At 68.1% G+C, this 14,574-nt stretch carries 15 protein-coding genes; 10 read left to right on the forward strand and 5 right to left on the reverse strand.

Annotated elements, in window-relative coordinates:
• The first annotated feature begins 47 nt into the window (after window positions 1-47).
• Together ACAM49_RS13810 and ACAM49_RS13815 are read left to right on the forward strand one after the other, a co-directional pair.
• Window positions 48-506, forward strand: a complete 459-nt coding sequence (locus tag ACAM49_RS13810) for a MarR family winged helix-turn-helix transcriptional regulator (RefSeq protein WP_369635916.1) — start codon at window positions 48-50, stop codon at window positions 504-506.
• Window positions 503-871, forward strand: a complete 369-nt coding sequence (locus ACAM49_RS13815) for a DUF5313 family protein (protein ID WP_369635882.1) — start codon at window positions 503-505, stop codon at window positions 869-871. Before ACAM49_RS13810 ends, ACAM49_RS13815 begins: the two co-directional genes overlap by 4 nt.
• A 21-nt stretch (window positions 872-892) precedes the next feature.
• On the opposite strand, the gene ACAM49_RS13820 is transcribed toward ACAM49_RS13815, so the two are convergent.
• From ACAM49_RS13820 to ACAM49_RS13835, 4 genes are all read right to left on the reverse strand, one after another.
• Window positions 893-1,291 (reverse strand): DUF4189 domain-containing protein, encoded by a 399-nt coding sequence (locus ACAM49_RS13820; protein ID WP_369635883.1) that lies wholly within the window; start codon window positions 1,289-1,291, stop codon window positions 893-895.
• 117 nt (window positions 1,292-1,408) lie between these two features.
• On the reverse strand, window positions 1,409-2,362 hold the full coding sequence (locus ACAM49_RS13825; protein ID WP_369635884.1) for an alpha/beta hydrolase: 954 nt from the start codon (window positions 2,360-2,362) through the stop codon (window positions 1,409-1,411).
• 26 nt (window positions 2,363-2,388) lie between these two features.
• Window positions 2,389-3,144: an SDR family NAD(P)-dependent oxidoreductase gene (locus ACAM49_RS13830; protein WP_040806221.1), complete on the reverse strand. Its 756-nt coding sequence runs from the start codon at window positions 3,142-3,144 to the stop codon at window positions 2,389-2,391.
• Window positions 3,145-3,161: 17 nt separating this feature from the next.
• Window positions 3,162-4,289, reverse strand: a complete 1,128-nt coding sequence (locus tag ACAM49_RS13835) for an LLM class flavin-dependent oxidoreductase (protein ID WP_369635885.1) — start codon at window positions 4,287-4,289, stop codon at window positions 3,162-3,164.
• Window positions 4,290-4,453: 164 nt separating this feature from the next.
• Between ACAM49_RS13835 and ACAM49_RS13840 the strand changes: the two genes are divergently transcribed.
• The 7 genes from ACAM49_RS13840 to ACAM49_RS13870 all read left to right on the forward strand — a co-directional run bounded on the left by ACAM49_RS13840 (window position 4,454) and on the right by ACAM49_RS13870 (window position 10,380).
• A complete protein-coding gene (locus tag ACAM49_RS13840; protein ID WP_369635886.1) occupies window positions 4,454-5,209 on the forward strand; it encodes a glucose 1-dehydrogenase in 756 nt (251 codons plus the stop codon).
• An 11-nt stretch (window positions 5,210-5,220) separates the two neighbouring features.
• Entirely contained in the window at window positions 5,221-6,900 is a 1,680-nt protein-coding gene (kstD, locus tag ACAM49_RS13845; RefSeq protein ID WP_369635887.1) for a 3-oxosteroid 1-dehydrogenase, read from the forward strand.
• A 1-nt stretch (window position 6,901) separates the two neighbouring features.
• Window positions 6,902-7,633, forward strand: coding sequence for a glucose 1-dehydrogenase (locus ACAM49_RS13850; RefSeq protein WP_369635888.1), 732 nt, complete (start codon window positions 6,902-6,904; stop codon window positions 7,631-7,633).
• A 29-nt stretch (window positions 7,634-7,662) separates the two neighbouring features.
• Entirely contained in the window at window positions 7,663-8,478 is an 816-nt protein-coding gene (locus ACAM49_RS13855) for an SDR family NAD(P)-dependent oxidoreductase (protein ID WP_369635889.1), read from the forward strand.
• An 80-nt stretch (window positions 8,479-8,558) separates the two neighbouring features.
• Window positions 8,559-9,461, forward strand: coding sequence for an LLM class F420-dependent oxidoreductase (locus ACAM49_RS13860; RefSeq protein ID WP_369635890.1), 903 nt, complete (start codon window positions 8,559-8,561; stop codon window positions 9,459-9,461).
• Window positions 9,458-9,784 (forward strand): hypothetical protein, encoded by a 327-nt coding sequence (locus tag ACAM49_RS13865; protein WP_369635891.1) that lies wholly within the window; start codon window positions 9,458-9,460, stop codon window positions 9,782-9,784. Before ACAM49_RS13860 ends, ACAM49_RS13865 begins: the two co-directional genes overlap by 4 nt.
• The gene (locus tag ACAM49_RS13870; protein ID WP_369635892.1) at window positions 9,781-10,380 is read left to right on the forward strand and encodes a Dabb family protein; all 600 of its coding nucleotides are present in this window, start codon (window positions 9,781-9,783) and stop codon (window positions 10,378-10,380) included. The genes ACAM49_RS13865 and ACAM49_RS13870 overlap by 4 nt, the downstream gene beginning before the upstream one ends.
• Here the strand turns inward: ACAM49_RS13870 and ACAM49_RS13875 are convergent, their stop codons facing one another.
• Complete coding sequence (locus tag ACAM49_RS13875) at window positions 10,381-11,949, reverse strand: FadD3 family acyl-CoA ligase (protein ID WP_369635893.1); 1,569 nt, start codon at window positions 11,947-11,949, stop codon at window positions 10,381-10,383.
• Between the two features lie 476 nt (window positions 11,950-12,425).
• On the opposite strand from ACAM49_RS13875, the gene ACAM49_RS13880 reads away from it, so the two are divergent.
• Window positions 12,426-14,573, forward strand: a complete 2,148-nt coding sequence (locus tag ACAM49_RS13880; protein WP_369635894.1) for a pyruvate, phosphate dikinase — start codon at window positions 12,426-12,428, stop codon at window positions 14,571-14,573.
• Window position 14,574: the final 1 nt, after the last annotated feature.

The raw sequence follows: 14,574 nt of genomic DNA on the forward strand, positions 1-14,574 counted from the left end.
TGTTGCCCTAACCGAAGGCGAGCGTGGAGGGCAGAGCGGTGGAAGCAGTGTCCGATCAGGGCAAGGCAGTGTCCGAGGTAGACGACCCGCTGCGGCTTGACCGGCAGGTGTGTTTCGCGCTGGCGGTGGCGAATCGGGCGGTGCTGGCGGTGTACCGGCCGCTGCTCGAGCCCATGGGTCTGACGCATCCGCAGTATCTGGTGATGCTGGCGCTGTGGGGTGAGGCGCCGATGTCGGTCAAGGACATCGGCGAGGCCATTCAGCTCGACTCGCCGACGCTCTCGCCGCTGCTCAAGCGGCTGGAGGCGGCCGGGCTCATCACTCGGCGGCGGGACGCCGGCAACGAACGCAATCTGGTCGTGGACCTGACCGAGGCCGGGTGGGCACTGCGCAAGGAGGCCGAGAAGATTCCGCCCGCGGTGGTGGCGCGGCTGGGGGTCAGCCTGGCCGACCTCGAGGAATTGCGCGATGTGCTGAACCGGGTCAACGAGGCGGCGCGGAAATGAAGCGCCCCAATCCGATTCAGTGGCTCGGTTACTCGTGCGGCCGCGTACTGCCCGACGATCTGCGCGAGTGGGTGCGCAACGATCTCACCGGCACGTGGGCGGTGCCGCGGCACCTCGTGCGCCAATTGGTGCCGCTGGTACCGATTTTCGCGCTGGCGTTCCTGCTGCCGGGGGAGCTGTGGCTGCAGCTGGCGGTGATCCTGCTGGGCCTGCTGCTCGCGATGTTCTACATCGTGGCCTATATGCCGATGAACCGGGCGCATCGACTCATGAAGCACGGTTTCCCACAGGATTTGGAGAATCCGACCCGCGCCGCCCGGCGCGCTGCCGAACGCGCGGCCTACGAGGCCCAGTACCCGCACTGAGCCTCGTCCCGAAAGCCGCTGTTACTGCACGTTTTTGGTGCAGGCGCTGGCGACGACGCGCGCCGCGCGGGGCTGGGCGCTGCCCAGGTCCGGGAACGGGGGAGCGCTCTGGCCCAGGCCGGTGACCGCGTTCTGTTCGGCTTCCTCGAGGCTGCCGCCCGCGGCCCAGCCCCAGGTGCCGTCCGCGCCCTGGGCGACCGCGCCGCAGCCGTCGGCGAAGCGCAGCACGATCTCGCAGTCGTAGCTGGCGCAGTCGCGGATCGCGGCGGCGTCGGCGGTGACCTTGTTGGAGTCGGTATTGGCGACGGCGGTGTTCTTCAGGCGCGACACCGCCAGGGTGCCGTAGTACTGGGGCGCGGCATCGGCCGTTCCGGCCAGCGCGGCGGCGAGGGTCAGGGCCGCGAGGGCGGACCCGGACACGGACGTGAGGTGGCGTGCGACCGACAAGAGACTTCCTGACGTTTCAAACGGATGAACGCAGGTGATGCTAACCCGTCGGCTCGTGAACCCACTGAGAATTTCGGATGACGGGGAATTTCAGATGACCGGTGTCCGGGCCAGGGCCCGGCGCAGTGCGGTGAAGGCGGCGGTATTGGCGCGCTGGGTTTCTCGCAGATGGAAGGCCATCGACATGAAGCCGTGGACGGTGCCGTTCCAGCGGTGGATCTCGGTCTCGACCCCCGCCTCGCGCAGCCGCTGCCCGTAGGCCTCGCCCTCGTCGCGCAGCGGATCGAATTCGGCGGTGGCGATGTGGGCGGGCGGGAGGCCGGTGAGGTCGGCGATGGTCGGATTCGCGTAGGGGTCGGTCCGGGCGGCGTCGGAGGACAGGTACTGCTGCCAGTACCAGCGCAGATGGGCCGCCGTCGTGAAGTAGCCCTCGGCATTGGCGGTGTAGGACCCGGTGTCGCAGGCCGGGTCCAGCATCGGGTACATGAGCAGCTGGAACGCGATATCGGGGCCGCCGTTGTCGCGCGCGGCGATGGCGGCGACGGTGGCGAGATTCCCGCCCGCGCTGTCCCCGGCGACGGCGATCCGGTTCGGGTCGCCGCCAAGGGATTCCGCGTGGTCGGCGACCCAGCGCAGCACGGCGTAGGCGTCCTCGGCCGCGGCGGGGAAGCGAGCGTCGGGGGCGAGTCGGTAGTCGACCGAGATCACGATGACCCCGGCCTCATTGGCCATGGTGCGGCAGAAGCGATCGTGAGAGTCCAAGCTGCACAGGACGAATCCGCCGCCGTGATAGAAGACGACCACGCCGGGAACGGGTTCGGCATTCAGCGGCCGATACAGCCGCACCGGCACCTCGGGTGCGTCGTCCGGTCCCGGAACCAGCCATTCCTCCACTCCCGCAACGGGAATCGGCGCTACGACCGGCGCCTTGCGGGCGGCCAGGAAGGCCCGCGCTTCGGCGGCGTCGAGCACCTCGGTGCCCAGCGCCGGGAACGCCGCGGTGGCGGCGTCGACGAAGGTCTGCCATTCGGGGGACAGGGTCATTGCGGGCCTTCCTGGATAGCGCTGTCTTACTGCATGTTTCGCGGAATGAACTTGCCCGCGGCCAGACCGCCGTCGACGGTCACCTCCGCACCGGTGATGTAGGCCGAGGCGTCCGACGCGAGGAAGGCGACCAGTTCGGCGACCTCCTCGGGCAGGCCGGTGCGCTCCAGCGGCAGGGTCGGGAAGCTGCCCGGGCCGGTGGTCAGGTACGGCACCATCGGGGTGGCGATGGGGCCGGGATGCACCGAGTTGACGCGGATCTGGGCCGGGCCCAGCTCCAGCGCGGAGATCTTGGACAGGCCGCGCAGGCCCCACTTGGAGGAGCCGTAGGCGCTGTGGTTCATCAGGCCCTCGAGCCCGGCCTGCGAGGAGATGTTGACAATGGAACCGCCGCCGGCCGCGGTCATGGCGGGCAGCACGGCCTTGATGCCGCGGAACGCGCCGACCAGGTTCACCTGCAAGATCCGTTCCAGCTCTTCGGGAGTGGTCTCGGTGATCGGCTTCATGATGTAGATGGCCGCGTTGTTGACCAGCACGTCGAGCTTGCCGAAGGTGTCGACGGCGACCTTGACGGCGGCGTCCCAGCTGTCGGCGTCGGTGACGTCGTGGCGCACGAAACGCGCTGCCTCGCCGAGGGAGTCGGCGAGCTCCTTGCCCTCGGCCTCGAGCACGTCGGTGATGACCACCTTGGCGCCGCGCTCGACGAACAGGCGCGCCTCCGCGGCGCCCTGGCCGCGGGCGGCACCGGTGATCAGGGCGACTTTGCCTGTCAGATCAGCCATTTCGACTTCTTTCTCTTCTACCTATTTCGGAAGTGGGGAATGACCTTCTCCCCCCACTGACGGATGGTTTGGAGGCACGCTTCCTGCGGCACGGTGCCCATCTGGATCAGGCACAGGATCTCGTCGGCGCCGGCCTCGGCCAGCCGCTCGACATATGCGATGGCGTCGTCGGCATTGCCGTAGGCGTGCTCGGTATTGAAGATCGCGGTGGACCCGGACTTCACCGGAATCCTGGCCTCGTGCAGGTAGGCGACGTGTTCGTCGGCGACCTCGCGCATCTTCGCGACCTCGTCCACGGCCGGGTCCACGGCCTCGTCGGGCACCGGGCCCGCGCCGTAGTAGTACTTGATGGACTGGGCGAAGAACCGCTGCCCGCGCGCGCCGATCTGCTGGGCCCGCTCGCGGTCGTCGAGGACGATGGTCGGGCACAGCGCCGCGAAATGATCGTTGACGACGGTGGAGACGAAGCGTTCCCCGGTGCGTTCGGCGATGGCCGCGTCGTAGATGCCGCGCAGTTCCGCGATCTCCTCGATACCCGCGAAACCCAGTACCAGCGCGCCGATTCCGTACTCGGCGGCCAGCTTCAGGGTGTCCTTCTTGGTGCACGCCATGAACAGCGGCGGATGCGGGCGCTGTACCGGGCGCGGCAGCAGGTGATGCGGTTCGATATCCAAAAGCTCGCCGTGATACTCGAATTCGCCCTCGGGGTCCTGCCAGGCGGTGGCGATCATCCGCAGCGATTCCTCGACCTCCTGATAGGTGCGGTCGGGATCGACTCCGCACATGGAGGTTTCGACGGCGGTCGCGCCGCGGCCCGCGCCCAGGTTCAGGCGGCCGCCGGAGAGCACGTCCAGCATGGCTGCGCGTTCGGCCGTGCGCACCGGATGGTTGAAGCCGAACGGCATGCACACCACGCCGTGTCCGATGCGGACGCGGGAGGTCTTGGCGGCGACATAGGTCAGGAAGATCTCCGGCGCGCTCATGTGGGCATACCACTTGAGCCCGTGATGCTCGACGGCCCAGACCGCGTCGAATCCCATCTCGTCGGCGAGCACCGCCTGCTCCACGCAATCGCGTAATACCTGGGCCTCGTGGGCGGCGGTCGGATCGGTCATCTGCGCCTCGAAGATCATCGAGAACTTCATCCGGACTCCCTTGCCGCATCACACCGGGCCTTTATGCCTAAACGGAATACTTCTGCACCCATAGCCTCAGGTCATCGCCTTGTCTCAGTGGCCGGGACCACACCGTGCCGGGCTCGAGCATCCGGACTTAGCGTCGGGAGACGAGCAGAGGAAGGCAGGATTCGGTGGGACAGCTGGACGGAAAAGTGGCGCTGGTGACCGGCGGCGCCCGCGGTATGGGAGCGGAGCATGTGCGCCGTTTCGTGGCCGAGGGCGCCCGGGTCGTGTTCGGCGATGTGCTGGACGACGAGGGCAAGGCCCTGGCGGTCGAGCTGGGCGACGCCGTCCACTACGTGCACCACGACGTCACCAGCGAATCCGACTGGCAGGCAGCGGTTTCCGAGGCCACCACCAAGTTCGGCAAGCTGGACGTGCTGGTCAACAACGCGGGCATCCTGCGGTTCAAGCGCATTGTCGAGATGAGCCTGGACGAGTTCAACACCATCATGAACATCAACGTCACCGGCGCCTTCCTCGGCATCAAGACGGCCGCGCCCGCGCTCACCACCGCCGGTGGCGGGTCCATCGTGAATGTCTCCTCGGTCGAGGGCTTCGTCGGTGCGGCCGGGCTCTCCGCCTACAGCGCGAGCAAATTCGCGCTGCGCGGGCTCACCAAGTCCGCCGCCCGGGAGCTGGGGCACTCGGGTATCCGGGTGAACTCGATCCATCCCGGCGGCATCGCCACCCCCATGACCGCGTCCGTCGCGGGCGCGTCCGGGGTGGACGGCAACAGTTTCTTCTCCGAACTGCCCATTCCGCGCTGGGGCCGGCCGGTCGAGGTCTCCGAGGTGGCGCTGTTCCTGGCCTCGGACGCCTCGAGCTATTGCACCGGTGGCGAATTCGTCGTCGACGGCGGCATGTTGACCAGCTGCGGCTACTAAGGACACATTTCATGGAATTCGAATTCGACGTCGTTGTCGTGGGTTCCGGTGCGGCGGGCATGACCGCCGCGCTGACCGCCGCCTACCGCGGGCTGTCGGTGACCCTGATCGAGAAGAGCCGCCTGTTCGGCGGTTCCACCGCGCGCTCGGGCGGCGGCATCTGGGTGCCCAACAACCCGGTGCTGCAGGCCGCGGGTGTGCCGGACTCGCCGGAGATGGCCCGCACCTATCTGAAAGCCGTTGTCGGCGACCGGGTTCCGGAAGCCAAGCAGCGGGCGTTCCTGGACCACGGTCCGGAGATGTTCCGCTATATCGGGGCTCGCTCCAAGTACTGGGAATTCGCCTACGACCATGGCTATTCCGACTACCACCCCGAATTCCCGGGTGGCCTGGCGCAGGGCCGCAGCATCGAGCCCAAGCCGATCGACGGGCGACTGCTCGGCGGTGATCTGCACAAGATCAACCAGCCGACCATGTCCGCGCCCAAGGGCATCGCCATCACGGTCAAGGACTTCCACGACCTGAACATGATCGCGCGCACCTGGACCGGCAAGAAGACCGCCATGAAGGTCGGCGCGCAGACCGCGCTCAACCTGATCAAGGGTGCGAAGCCGCTGAGCCTGGGCAAGGCCCTCGCCGCGCGGCTGTGGCTGTCGCTGCGTGACGCGGGCGTGCCGGTGTGGCTGAACACGCCGCTCACCGATCTCGTCATGGAAGGCGATGCCGTGGTCGGCGTGCGCGTCGAGCACGAAGGGCGTCCGGTCACCATCAAGGCCCGGCGCGGTGTGGTGCTGGCCGCGGGCGGCTTCGAGCACAACCTCGAGATGCGCAAGCAGTACATCGACGGCCCGCAGAACACGGGCTGGACCGTGGGCGCGACCGAGAATGTCGGCGAGGGCATCGTGGCGGGCCAGAAGGCCGGTGCGGCGGTCGATCTCATGGACGACGCCTGGTGGGGTCCGTCCGTGCGCAACCCCGACGGGCCGCCGTTCTTCATGCTGGCCGAGCGCTCGCAGCCGGGCGCGATCGTGGTCAATGCCAAGGGCGAGCGGTTCGTCAACGAGTCCGCGCCGTACGTGAACGTCGTGCACACCATGTACGAGGAGGAGAAGAAGGTGCCGGGCAGCATTCCCGCGCACTTCATCTTCGATCAGAACTTCCGCGACCGGTACCTGTTCCTGGGCAACTTCCCCAAGCGGCCGCTGCCCCAGAAGTACTTCGATGCGGGAATCATCAAGCAGGCCAACACCCTTGCCGAACTCGCCGACAAGCTCGGCGTGCCCGCCAAGACCCTGGCGGCCACCGTGGAGCGGTTCAACGGCTTCGCCCGCAAGGGCCGCGACGAGGACTTCCTGCGCGGCGATTCGGCCTACGACCGCTACTACGGCGACCCGACCGTCAAGCCCAACCCGACCCTGGCCCCGCTCGAGCGCGGCCCGTTCTACGCGGTCGAGATGGTGCCCGGCGACCTGGGCACCAAGGGCGGACTGGTCACCGACGAGCACGCCCGCGTGCTCAACGATCAGGGCGAGGTCATTCCCGGCCTGTACGCGGCGGGCAACAACTCCGCCGCCGTCATGGGCAACGACTACGCCGGCGCGGGCGCGACCATCGGGCCCGCCATGGTGTTCGGCTACATCGCGGCCAATCACCTCGCGGATATGGAATCCGAAGCGGTACAGGAGAACTGATATGGGACGGGTTGATTCCAAGGTCGTCATCATCACCGGCGGTGCGCGCGGCATGGGGGCGGCCTTCGCCCGCAAGCTCGCCGCCGAGGGCGCGAAGGCCGTGATCACCGATGTGCTGACCGAAGCCGGGCAGGCCGTGGCGGCCGAAATCGGCGACGCGGCACGGTTCTTCCCGCTCGACGTCACCGACGAGGCGGCGTGGAACGAGGTCGTGGCGCAGACCGAGGCGACGTTCGGGCCGGTCTCGGGCCTGGTCAACAATGCGGGCATCGTGCACGTCGATCCGATCGAGAAGCTCTCGGAAGCCGACTACCGCAAGGTGATCGACGTCAACCAGGTCGGCGTGTTCCTGGGCATGAAGGCCGTCATCGGGTCCATGCGCCGGGCCGGGGTCGGTTCCATCGTGAACATCTCCTCGACCGGCGGGTTGATCGGCTACTCGAACATCCTCGGCTACGTCGCCTCCAAATGGGCAGTGCGCGGCATGAGCAAAACGGCCGCACAGGAATTCGCGCCCGACAATGTCCGCGTCAACTCCGTGCACCCGGGCATCGTGGCCACCGAAATGGTCGCGACCTCGGACCGGTCGGCGAATATCGCGGCCAATCAGCCCATCGCCCGCCCAGCCACTCCCGAGGAACTCGCCAACCTGGTGCTGTTCCTCATCTCCGACGACTCCTCCTACAGCACCGGCTCCGAATTCGTGGCCGACGGCGGCTTCACCTCTCAGTAGTAACTCCATTGCGAGACAAGGAAACACCCATGAAGGACTTCCACGGCAAGGTCGCCGTCATCACCGGTGCGGGAGCGGGCATCGGCCGGGCGCTGGCCCTGGAACTTGCTCGCAATGGCGCGCAGCTCGCGCTGTCGGGGCGCAATCTCGAGAATGTCGCCGAGACCGCGGCACTGTGCGAGAAGGAGGGCGCGAAGGCCCGCGCCTACAAGCTGGACGTGGCCGACCGTGCCGCCGTCTACGCGCACGCCGACGAGGTGGTGGCCGACTTCGGCAAGGTCAATATCGTCATCAACAATGCCGGCGTCTCGCTGACCGCCAATATCGAGGAAGTCTCCTGGGAAGACCTGGAGTGGATCTTCGGCATCAACTACTGGGGCACCCTGCACGGTGTGAAGGCGTTCCTGCCGCACGTGATCGCTTCCGGCGAAGGGCATTTCGCCAATGTCTCCAGCATGTTCGGCCTGGTGGCCTGCCCGAGCCAGGGCGGCTACAGCTCCTCGAAGTACGCCATGCACGCCATCAGCGACGCGCTGCGCCAGGAGATGATCATCGCCGGGTACAACGTGGGCGTCTCCAGCGTCCACCCGGGCATGATCAAGACCGAAATCGCTTGGAAGGCAAGGGCTGCCGCCAACCGCTCCCGCGACGACCTGGCCGCCAACTTCGACCGCCTGGCCCAGACCAGCCCCGAGGACTGCGCCAAGGTCATCGTCAAGGGCATCCGGAAGAACAAGCCGCTCATTCTGATCGGCAAGGACGCCAAGGCCATGAACGTCATGCGGCGTCTCCTGGGCTCGGGCTACATGAAGCCCCTGACCGCGCAGATGCGCAAAGAGATCTGACACCGGTCGCGGCCGCGATTACGCGCCTGTTTCCAAAAGCGTTGACAAGTAAATAGTTTCGGAAGGACGGAGGGCGGTCGATGCGCATCGGCATGCTCATGCCATATCTCGACGGTCTGGTGACCGACGGAGGGTTCCTGCGCGAGTTCGCCGCGGCGGCGGAGGAGTGCGGTCTGGATTCGATCTGGACCGTGGAACACGTTGTGGTCGCGGAGAATTACGAGCCGTTGTACCCGTACTCGCCGGACGGGAAGATGCCGGGCGGGGACCTCGGGGTTCCGATGACCGATCCGCTGGAGACGCTGGCGTTCGTGGCGGCGGCGTCGAGCACCCTGAAGCTGGGCACCGCCATGGTGGTCGCCCCGCTGCACAGCCCGGTGGTGCTGGCCAAGCGGGCCGCCACCATCGACCGGCAGTCCGGCGGACGCCTGCTGCTGGGACTCGGAATCGGCTGGCAGAAAGAGGAATACGCGGCGATCGGGGTGCCGTTCGAGGATCGCGGCGGCCGTCTCGACGACTGCATTGGAGCTATGCGGGCGCTGTGGACCGAATCCCCGGCGACGTTTCTCGGCAAGCACGTGTCTTTCGACAAGCAGTTCTGCCTGCCGCAGCCGGAGCGTTCGATCCCGATCGTATTGGGCGGCAACAGCGCTCCGGCCGTCCGGCGCGCGGCCAAGGTGGGCGACGGGTGGTTCCCGTACACCATCTCGGCGGAGGATTTCGCGCGTGGCGCGGACAAGATTCGTGAGATCGGCGCGGCCGCCGGGCGTTCCGAGGATGCGGTCGAGATGACCATCTGGCCGGGATCGTTCGACTTCATGCGTGAGTTCGAAGCCGATTATGTGCGGCCGTACGTCACCGCGGGTGCGAGCCGGATCGTGCTCACCCCGCCCATGTTCGGCCCGGAGTCCCTGCTCAACGGCGTGGAAAACCTTGCGACGTACGTGGATCGGTACCGCAACGAGGTAGAGGCGAAGCTGTGAACCCCGCAACGCCGGTGCGCGTCCTGGACCGCATCGTCCTGCCCGCTGATCGTGCCGAGGACTGGCTGAGTCGCTGGCGCGGTGAATACCTGCCCGGCGCCGCCGCGCGCGGGCTGCGGTCACCGCAGGTGCTCCGTGAGCACACCGGGGCGGATTCGGTTGCCGTGCAGATCATCTGGGAACTTCCCGGCATCTACGACTTCTACGGTATGCGCGGGGCGGCGGCGGCCGATCCGGCGGTCGCGGCCTTCTGGTTGGACACCGACGCCGTCGCGCTCACGCGGGAGCGGCACGTGCTGGCGGTGCAGGAGGAAACCGTATGAGCCGCTGGGTGATTCTCACCGCGTCGCCGACCGGCGAGGACGCGGATGAACGGTTGAAGGAGCTGGCCATGACGGCCGCCGCGACACCCGGGGTCGCGCACTGCTCGGCCGGTGTCGAGCTGCCGGGCAGCCAGGGCGGTCAGGGCGCGGTGTGGGATCTGGCGGGGGAGGCCGCGCCCGCCACCGTGCTGCCGAACCTGCCCGGAGCCGATATCGTGCCGCTGGCGCCGGTGAACGCCCGTGTGGTGCGGCTGGATTCGCTGCGACGGGTCAAGCGCACCCTGCTGCTCACCGTGCGTCACGGCACACCGTCGGAGACCGTGGCCCGCTTCGAGGCCGATCTGATGGCCATGCCCGCCCACATCTCCGCCATCAGATCCTGGTCGCTGAGCCGGGTTCCGGGTCATGGTCGCTGGACGCACGTGTGGGAGCAGGAATTCGCCGATCCGGACGGGCTCAATGGCGATTACCTGCTGCATCCCTATCACTGGACGCATGTGGACCGCTGGTTCGACGCGGAGGTGCCGGGATCGATCGTGGAACCCGCCATCGCGCACCTGTACCGGTGGGCGGACGGTCCGGTGCTGGGGAACTGATCAAGCCGGGTCGCGCAGTTGCTGTTTGAGCACCTTGCCGCCCGCGTTGCGCGGGAGGTCGTCGATGAAGACGACCTCCCGTGGCACCTTGTAAGTGGCCAGCTGCGTCCGCGACCACGCGATGATGGCGGCCGAGTCCGTTTTCGCGCCCTCGGCGGGCACCACCACCGCGCGTCCGACCTCGCCGAGTCGCGCGTCGGGGACGCCGACGACCGCGACATCGCGAATGTCGGGGTGTTTCAGCAGAACTCGCTCGATCTCGGCCGGATAGGCATTGAACCCGCCGACGATGAACATGTCCTTGAGGCGGTCGGTGATGCGCAGGTAGTCGTCGTGGTCGAGGCTGCCGATATCTCCGGTGTGCAGGAAGCCGTCCGCGTCGATGGCGGCGGCGGTGGCCTCCGGATCGTCGAGGTAGCCGAGCATGACATTCGGGCCCTTGACGGTGATCTCGCCGGGTTCGCCCTGCTCCACCGGCTTGCCGTCGCGGTCCACGATGTGGATCTCGCTGCCGTGCAGGGGCTTTCCGACCGTCCCGGCGATCAGTTCGGCGGGCGCGTCGGGTGGGCAGACGGAGACGACGCCGACGGATTCGGTGAGGCCGTAGGCGGTGAAGACGTAGGGGACACGCAGTTCGTCGCGAATGCGGCGGACGAGTTCGGTGGGGACGGGTGCGCCGCCGGTGCCCGCCAGGCGTAGGGATCCGAGCATGTAGTTGTCGTGATCGGCCGCCAGCAGATCGGTGAAAAGCGTTGGGGGACCGGCCAGGACCGTGATGCGCTCGCTCTCGATGAGCCGTAGCGCCTCGGTGGTGTCGAAGCGCTCCATCGGCACCATGGTGGCGGTGCGCAGCAGACACGCCAGGATGCCGGCCTTGTAACCGAAGGTGTGGGAGAACGGATTCACCAGCAGGTACCGGTCGCGCGGGCGCAAGGTGACCGCATCGGCCCACTGCGAGAACACTTCCAGGGTCTGGCGGTGGGTGGCGAGCACGCCCTTGGGTGCGCCGGTGGTGCCGGAGGTGAACAGGATGTCGGAGACCGCATCCGGCTCGACCTCGGCGGTGCGGTCCCGCGCCGACTGCGCGTCGATCACGCTGCCCGGGGCCAGGAATCCCTCCCACGAGCTGATGTCCCAGTCCGCGTCGCCCTCGCCGCGGGCGTCGTCGAGCAGGATCAGGTGTTCCAGATCCGGTAGCGCACGGCCGGATTCGGCCAGCATGCGCGGATAGTCCTGTCCGAGAAACTCTTGCACCGTGCACACCGTCTTGGCGTGGCTGCGGGCCAGCACATCCGCGGCTTCCGGGCCGCGTAGGCGGGTGCTGATCGGCACCAAAGTCGCACCCGCGCCGAGCATCCCGAGCGCGATCACGATCCAGCGCACACTATTGGGAGCCCAGATCCCGACCCGATCCCCGACCTCGACTCCCGAGGCCATGGCCGCCCGGGTCACCGCGGCGACCTCCGCGGCCAGTTCGGCAAACGTGAGCCGCCCGGCCGGTCCGGCAATCGCCACCGCCTCCGGATACCGCTTCGCCCGATCCGCCACCAGCTCCGGAATGGTTGTCACGGGTCCAGCCGCGGAGCTCCCGCCCGAGTGCCGCCGATCCATCCGCCCATCCTGCCCCACCACTGCCCACGTGTTGACCCTTTTCGCCGTGCCATCCCGCTGACCGGGCGTGCCAGGGGAGCGGCATGCGAACGCACGAAGGCCATCACAATCCCGCCTCTCCGCGCCTTCAGCGGGTGGCTTGGGAGCCGTTGCCGGTTTCGCACCCGTGCCGGCGGTCAGGCACGGCACCGATTTTTGGGGGTACCCGGGGAGTTACCCCGGTCAGCACCAGATCAGTTGGCGCGTTGGGAGACGTTCCGGAGTGTGGGGAGCGAGTCCCATTCCGGTCATCGGGATGGGAGTTGGGTGTGTGGGCGGTCACGCGGCAATCTCGATGTAGTGATCCCGTGGGGGACGGGATATTGCCCGGCAGGCCGCTCTAACAGCGGCGGAGCGCTGGAGTGCGAATGACATCAGGATCTCGGAGGAGTGACATGACGGCGGGAACGGAGCTTGCGCGGCGTGTGGAAACCGCGGTGACCGTGGTCGAACTCGACGGCGCCTGCGGGCTGTCGCGGGAGCGGATCGGCGGGAAGGCGTGGAGCATCGATCACATGCGGGCGCTGGGCCTGCCGGTGCCGCCCGCCTTCGTGATCACCACCGACGGCTGGGCGGACTACACGCGGCGCGGCGTCATCGCCGAGGAGATCTGGGCGCAGGTGCGCGAGGGCATCGCCATGATCGAGCGGGGGACCGGGCGGCGCTTCGGGTCCGCGGATCGGCCGCTGCTGGTGTCGGTGCGTTCGGGTGCGGCGATCTCCATGCCCGGCATGATGGACACCGTCCTGAATCTCGGCATGACCGATGCCGTGCAGCAGGCGCTGGCCGCCGAGACCCGTAATCCTGGCTATGCCGAGGACACGCGGCAGCGGTTCGTGCACCAGTATCGCGAGACGGTGCTCGGTGACGCGGCCGGTGCGGTTCCGGCCGATCCGTGGGAGCAGCTGCGGGGCGCGGTCGAGGCGGTGTTCCGGTCCTGGGATTCCCCGCGCGCCAAGACCTATCGCGCCCATCGCGGGGTGGCCGACGATCTCGGCACCGCGGTCACCGTGCAGGCCATGGTGTTCGGCAATCTCGACGAATTGTCCGGCACCGGAGTGCTTTTCAGCCGCAACCCGAATACCGGAGACGGACCCGTCTACGGCGAGTGGCTGGTCGGCGGGCAGGGCGAGGACGTGGTGTCCGGGCGGCTGACTCCGCGGCCCCTCGAGGATCTGGCCGCGACCCAGCCCGCGGTGCACGAGCGGCTCATCGCGGCCGCCGAGCTGCTGGAGCGTGATGGGCGCGACCTGCAGGATGTGGAGTTCACGGTCGAATCGGGCACCCTGTGGCTGTTGCAGTCGCGTCCGGCCAAGCGTTCGGCGCGGGCCGCCGTGCGCGCCGCGGTCGCCATGGTCGAGGAGGGACTGATCAGCGCCGACGAGGCCCTGGATCGCGTCACCGCGGATCAGGTGCGTGAGGTGCTGCGCCCGGCCTCCGGTGACACCGGAGGTCAGGAACCCCTCGCCCGTGGTGAATCCGCCTGTCCCGGACTGGCTTCCGGTGTGGTCGTCACCGATCCCGACGAGGCCGAGGCTCGGGCGGAGGCGGGAGAGGACGTCATCCTGGTGCGCCCGACCACCAGCCCCGACGATCTGCACGGCATGATCGCCGCGCGCGCCATCGTCACCGAATTGGGCGGCACCACTTCGCATGCCGCGCTGGTGAGCCGTGAACTGGGCCGCCCGTGTGTGGTCGGCTGCGGCCCCGGTGTGGTTGCCGCGCTCACCGGGAAGACCGTGACCGTCGACGGCGGTGCCGGTCTGGTGCTGCCCGGCGAGGTGGTCGCCAAGCCGGTCGAGCAGTCCGTGCTGGACGATATCCGGCAGCTGGCCCAGTGGGCGGGTGTGGACGGCGAGGCGCTGGCCGCTCGCCTCGAACGCCGGGTGCCCGAAAACGCTGAGCAGGAAGAGGTTTCCGTGGACGCTCCCGTCACCGAGCTGGCCGTGCTGCGCCTGGTCGGCATCAAGGGCCGGGTGAATGCCGACAACCTGGCCGCCAGCCTGTTCGCCGACGCGGGTGAAATCGCCTCCTGCTGTGAGCGTTTGGTGACGGCGGGCTACTGCGCCACCACCCCCGCCGGTTTCCGCATCACTCCCGAGGGCCGCCCCCGCCTGGAGCAGCTGCTCGCCGAGGAGCGCGAAACCGTCGACGCGGCCGCCATGACCGCCGCCTACGACGAGTTCTGCGTCTACAACGCCGACCTCAAGGTCATCATCACCGATTGGCAGATGAAGGACGCGGCCACCGTCAACGACCACGCCGACGCCGACTACGACGCCTCGGTTCTGGCCCGGCTCAACGACACTCACCAGCGGCTGCGCCCGCTCATCGCGCGTCTGGGCGGCCTGGCGCCGCGCCTGTCGCGCTATCTCGACCGCTTGGATCGCGCGGTGGAGCGCATCGCCGAGGGCGACCACACCTATGTGGCGCGGCCGATCATGGACAGCTATCACACCGTCTGGTTCGAGCTGCACGAGGATTTGATCGGTCTGTGCGGCCTGACCCGTGCGGAAGAGGCGGCGGCCGGCCGTGCCCACTGAT

This window comes from Nocardia sp. JMUB6875, assembly GCF_041154655.1.
Taxonomy (GTDB): Bacteria; Actinomycetota; Actinomycetes; order Mycobacteriales; family Mycobacteriaceae; genus Nocardia.

Bases quoted from the DNA above. Each gene is read 5' to 3' on its own strand.
- kstD (WP_369635887.1), top strand. From the start codon at position 5,221: ATGGAATTCGAATTCGACGTCGTTGTCGTGGGTTCCGGTGCGGCGGGC.
- ACAM49_RS13825 (WP_369635884.1), bottom strand. From the start codon at position 2,362: ATGACCCTGTCCCCCGAATGGCAGACCTTCGTCGACGCCGCCACCGCG.
- ACAM49_RS13860 (WP_369635890.1), top strand. From the start codon at position 8,559: ATGCGCATCGGCATGCTCATGCCATATCTCGACGGTCTGGTGACCGAC.
- ACAM49_RS13870 (WP_369635892.1), top strand. From the start codon at position 9,781: ATGAGCCGCTGGGTGATTCTCACCGCGTCGCCGACCGGCGAGGACGCG.
- ACAM49_RS13850 (WP_369635888.1), top strand. From the start codon at position 6,902: ATGGGACGGGTTGATTCCAAGGTCGTCATCATCACCGGCGGTGCGCGC.
- ACAM49_RS13815 (WP_369635882.1), top strand. From the start codon at position 503: ATGAAGCGCCCCAATCCGATTCAGTGGCTCGGTTACTCGTGCGGCCGC.
- ACAM49_RS13830 (WP_040806221.1), bottom strand. From the start codon at position 3,144: ATGGCTGATCTGACAGGCAAAGTCGCCCTGATCACCGGTGCCGCCCGC.
- ACAM49_RS13835 (WP_369635885.1), bottom strand. From the start codon at position 4,289: ATGAAGTTCTCGATGATCTTCGAGGCGCAGATGACCGATCCGACCGCC.
- ACAM49_RS13880 (WP_369635894.1), top strand. From the start codon at position 12,426: ATGACGGCGGGAACGGAGCTTGCGCGGCGTGTGGAAACCGCGGTGACC.
- ACAM49_RS13855 (WP_369635889.1), top strand. From the start codon at position 7,663: ATGAAGGACTTCCACGGCAAGGTCGCCGTCATCACCGGTGCGGGAGCG.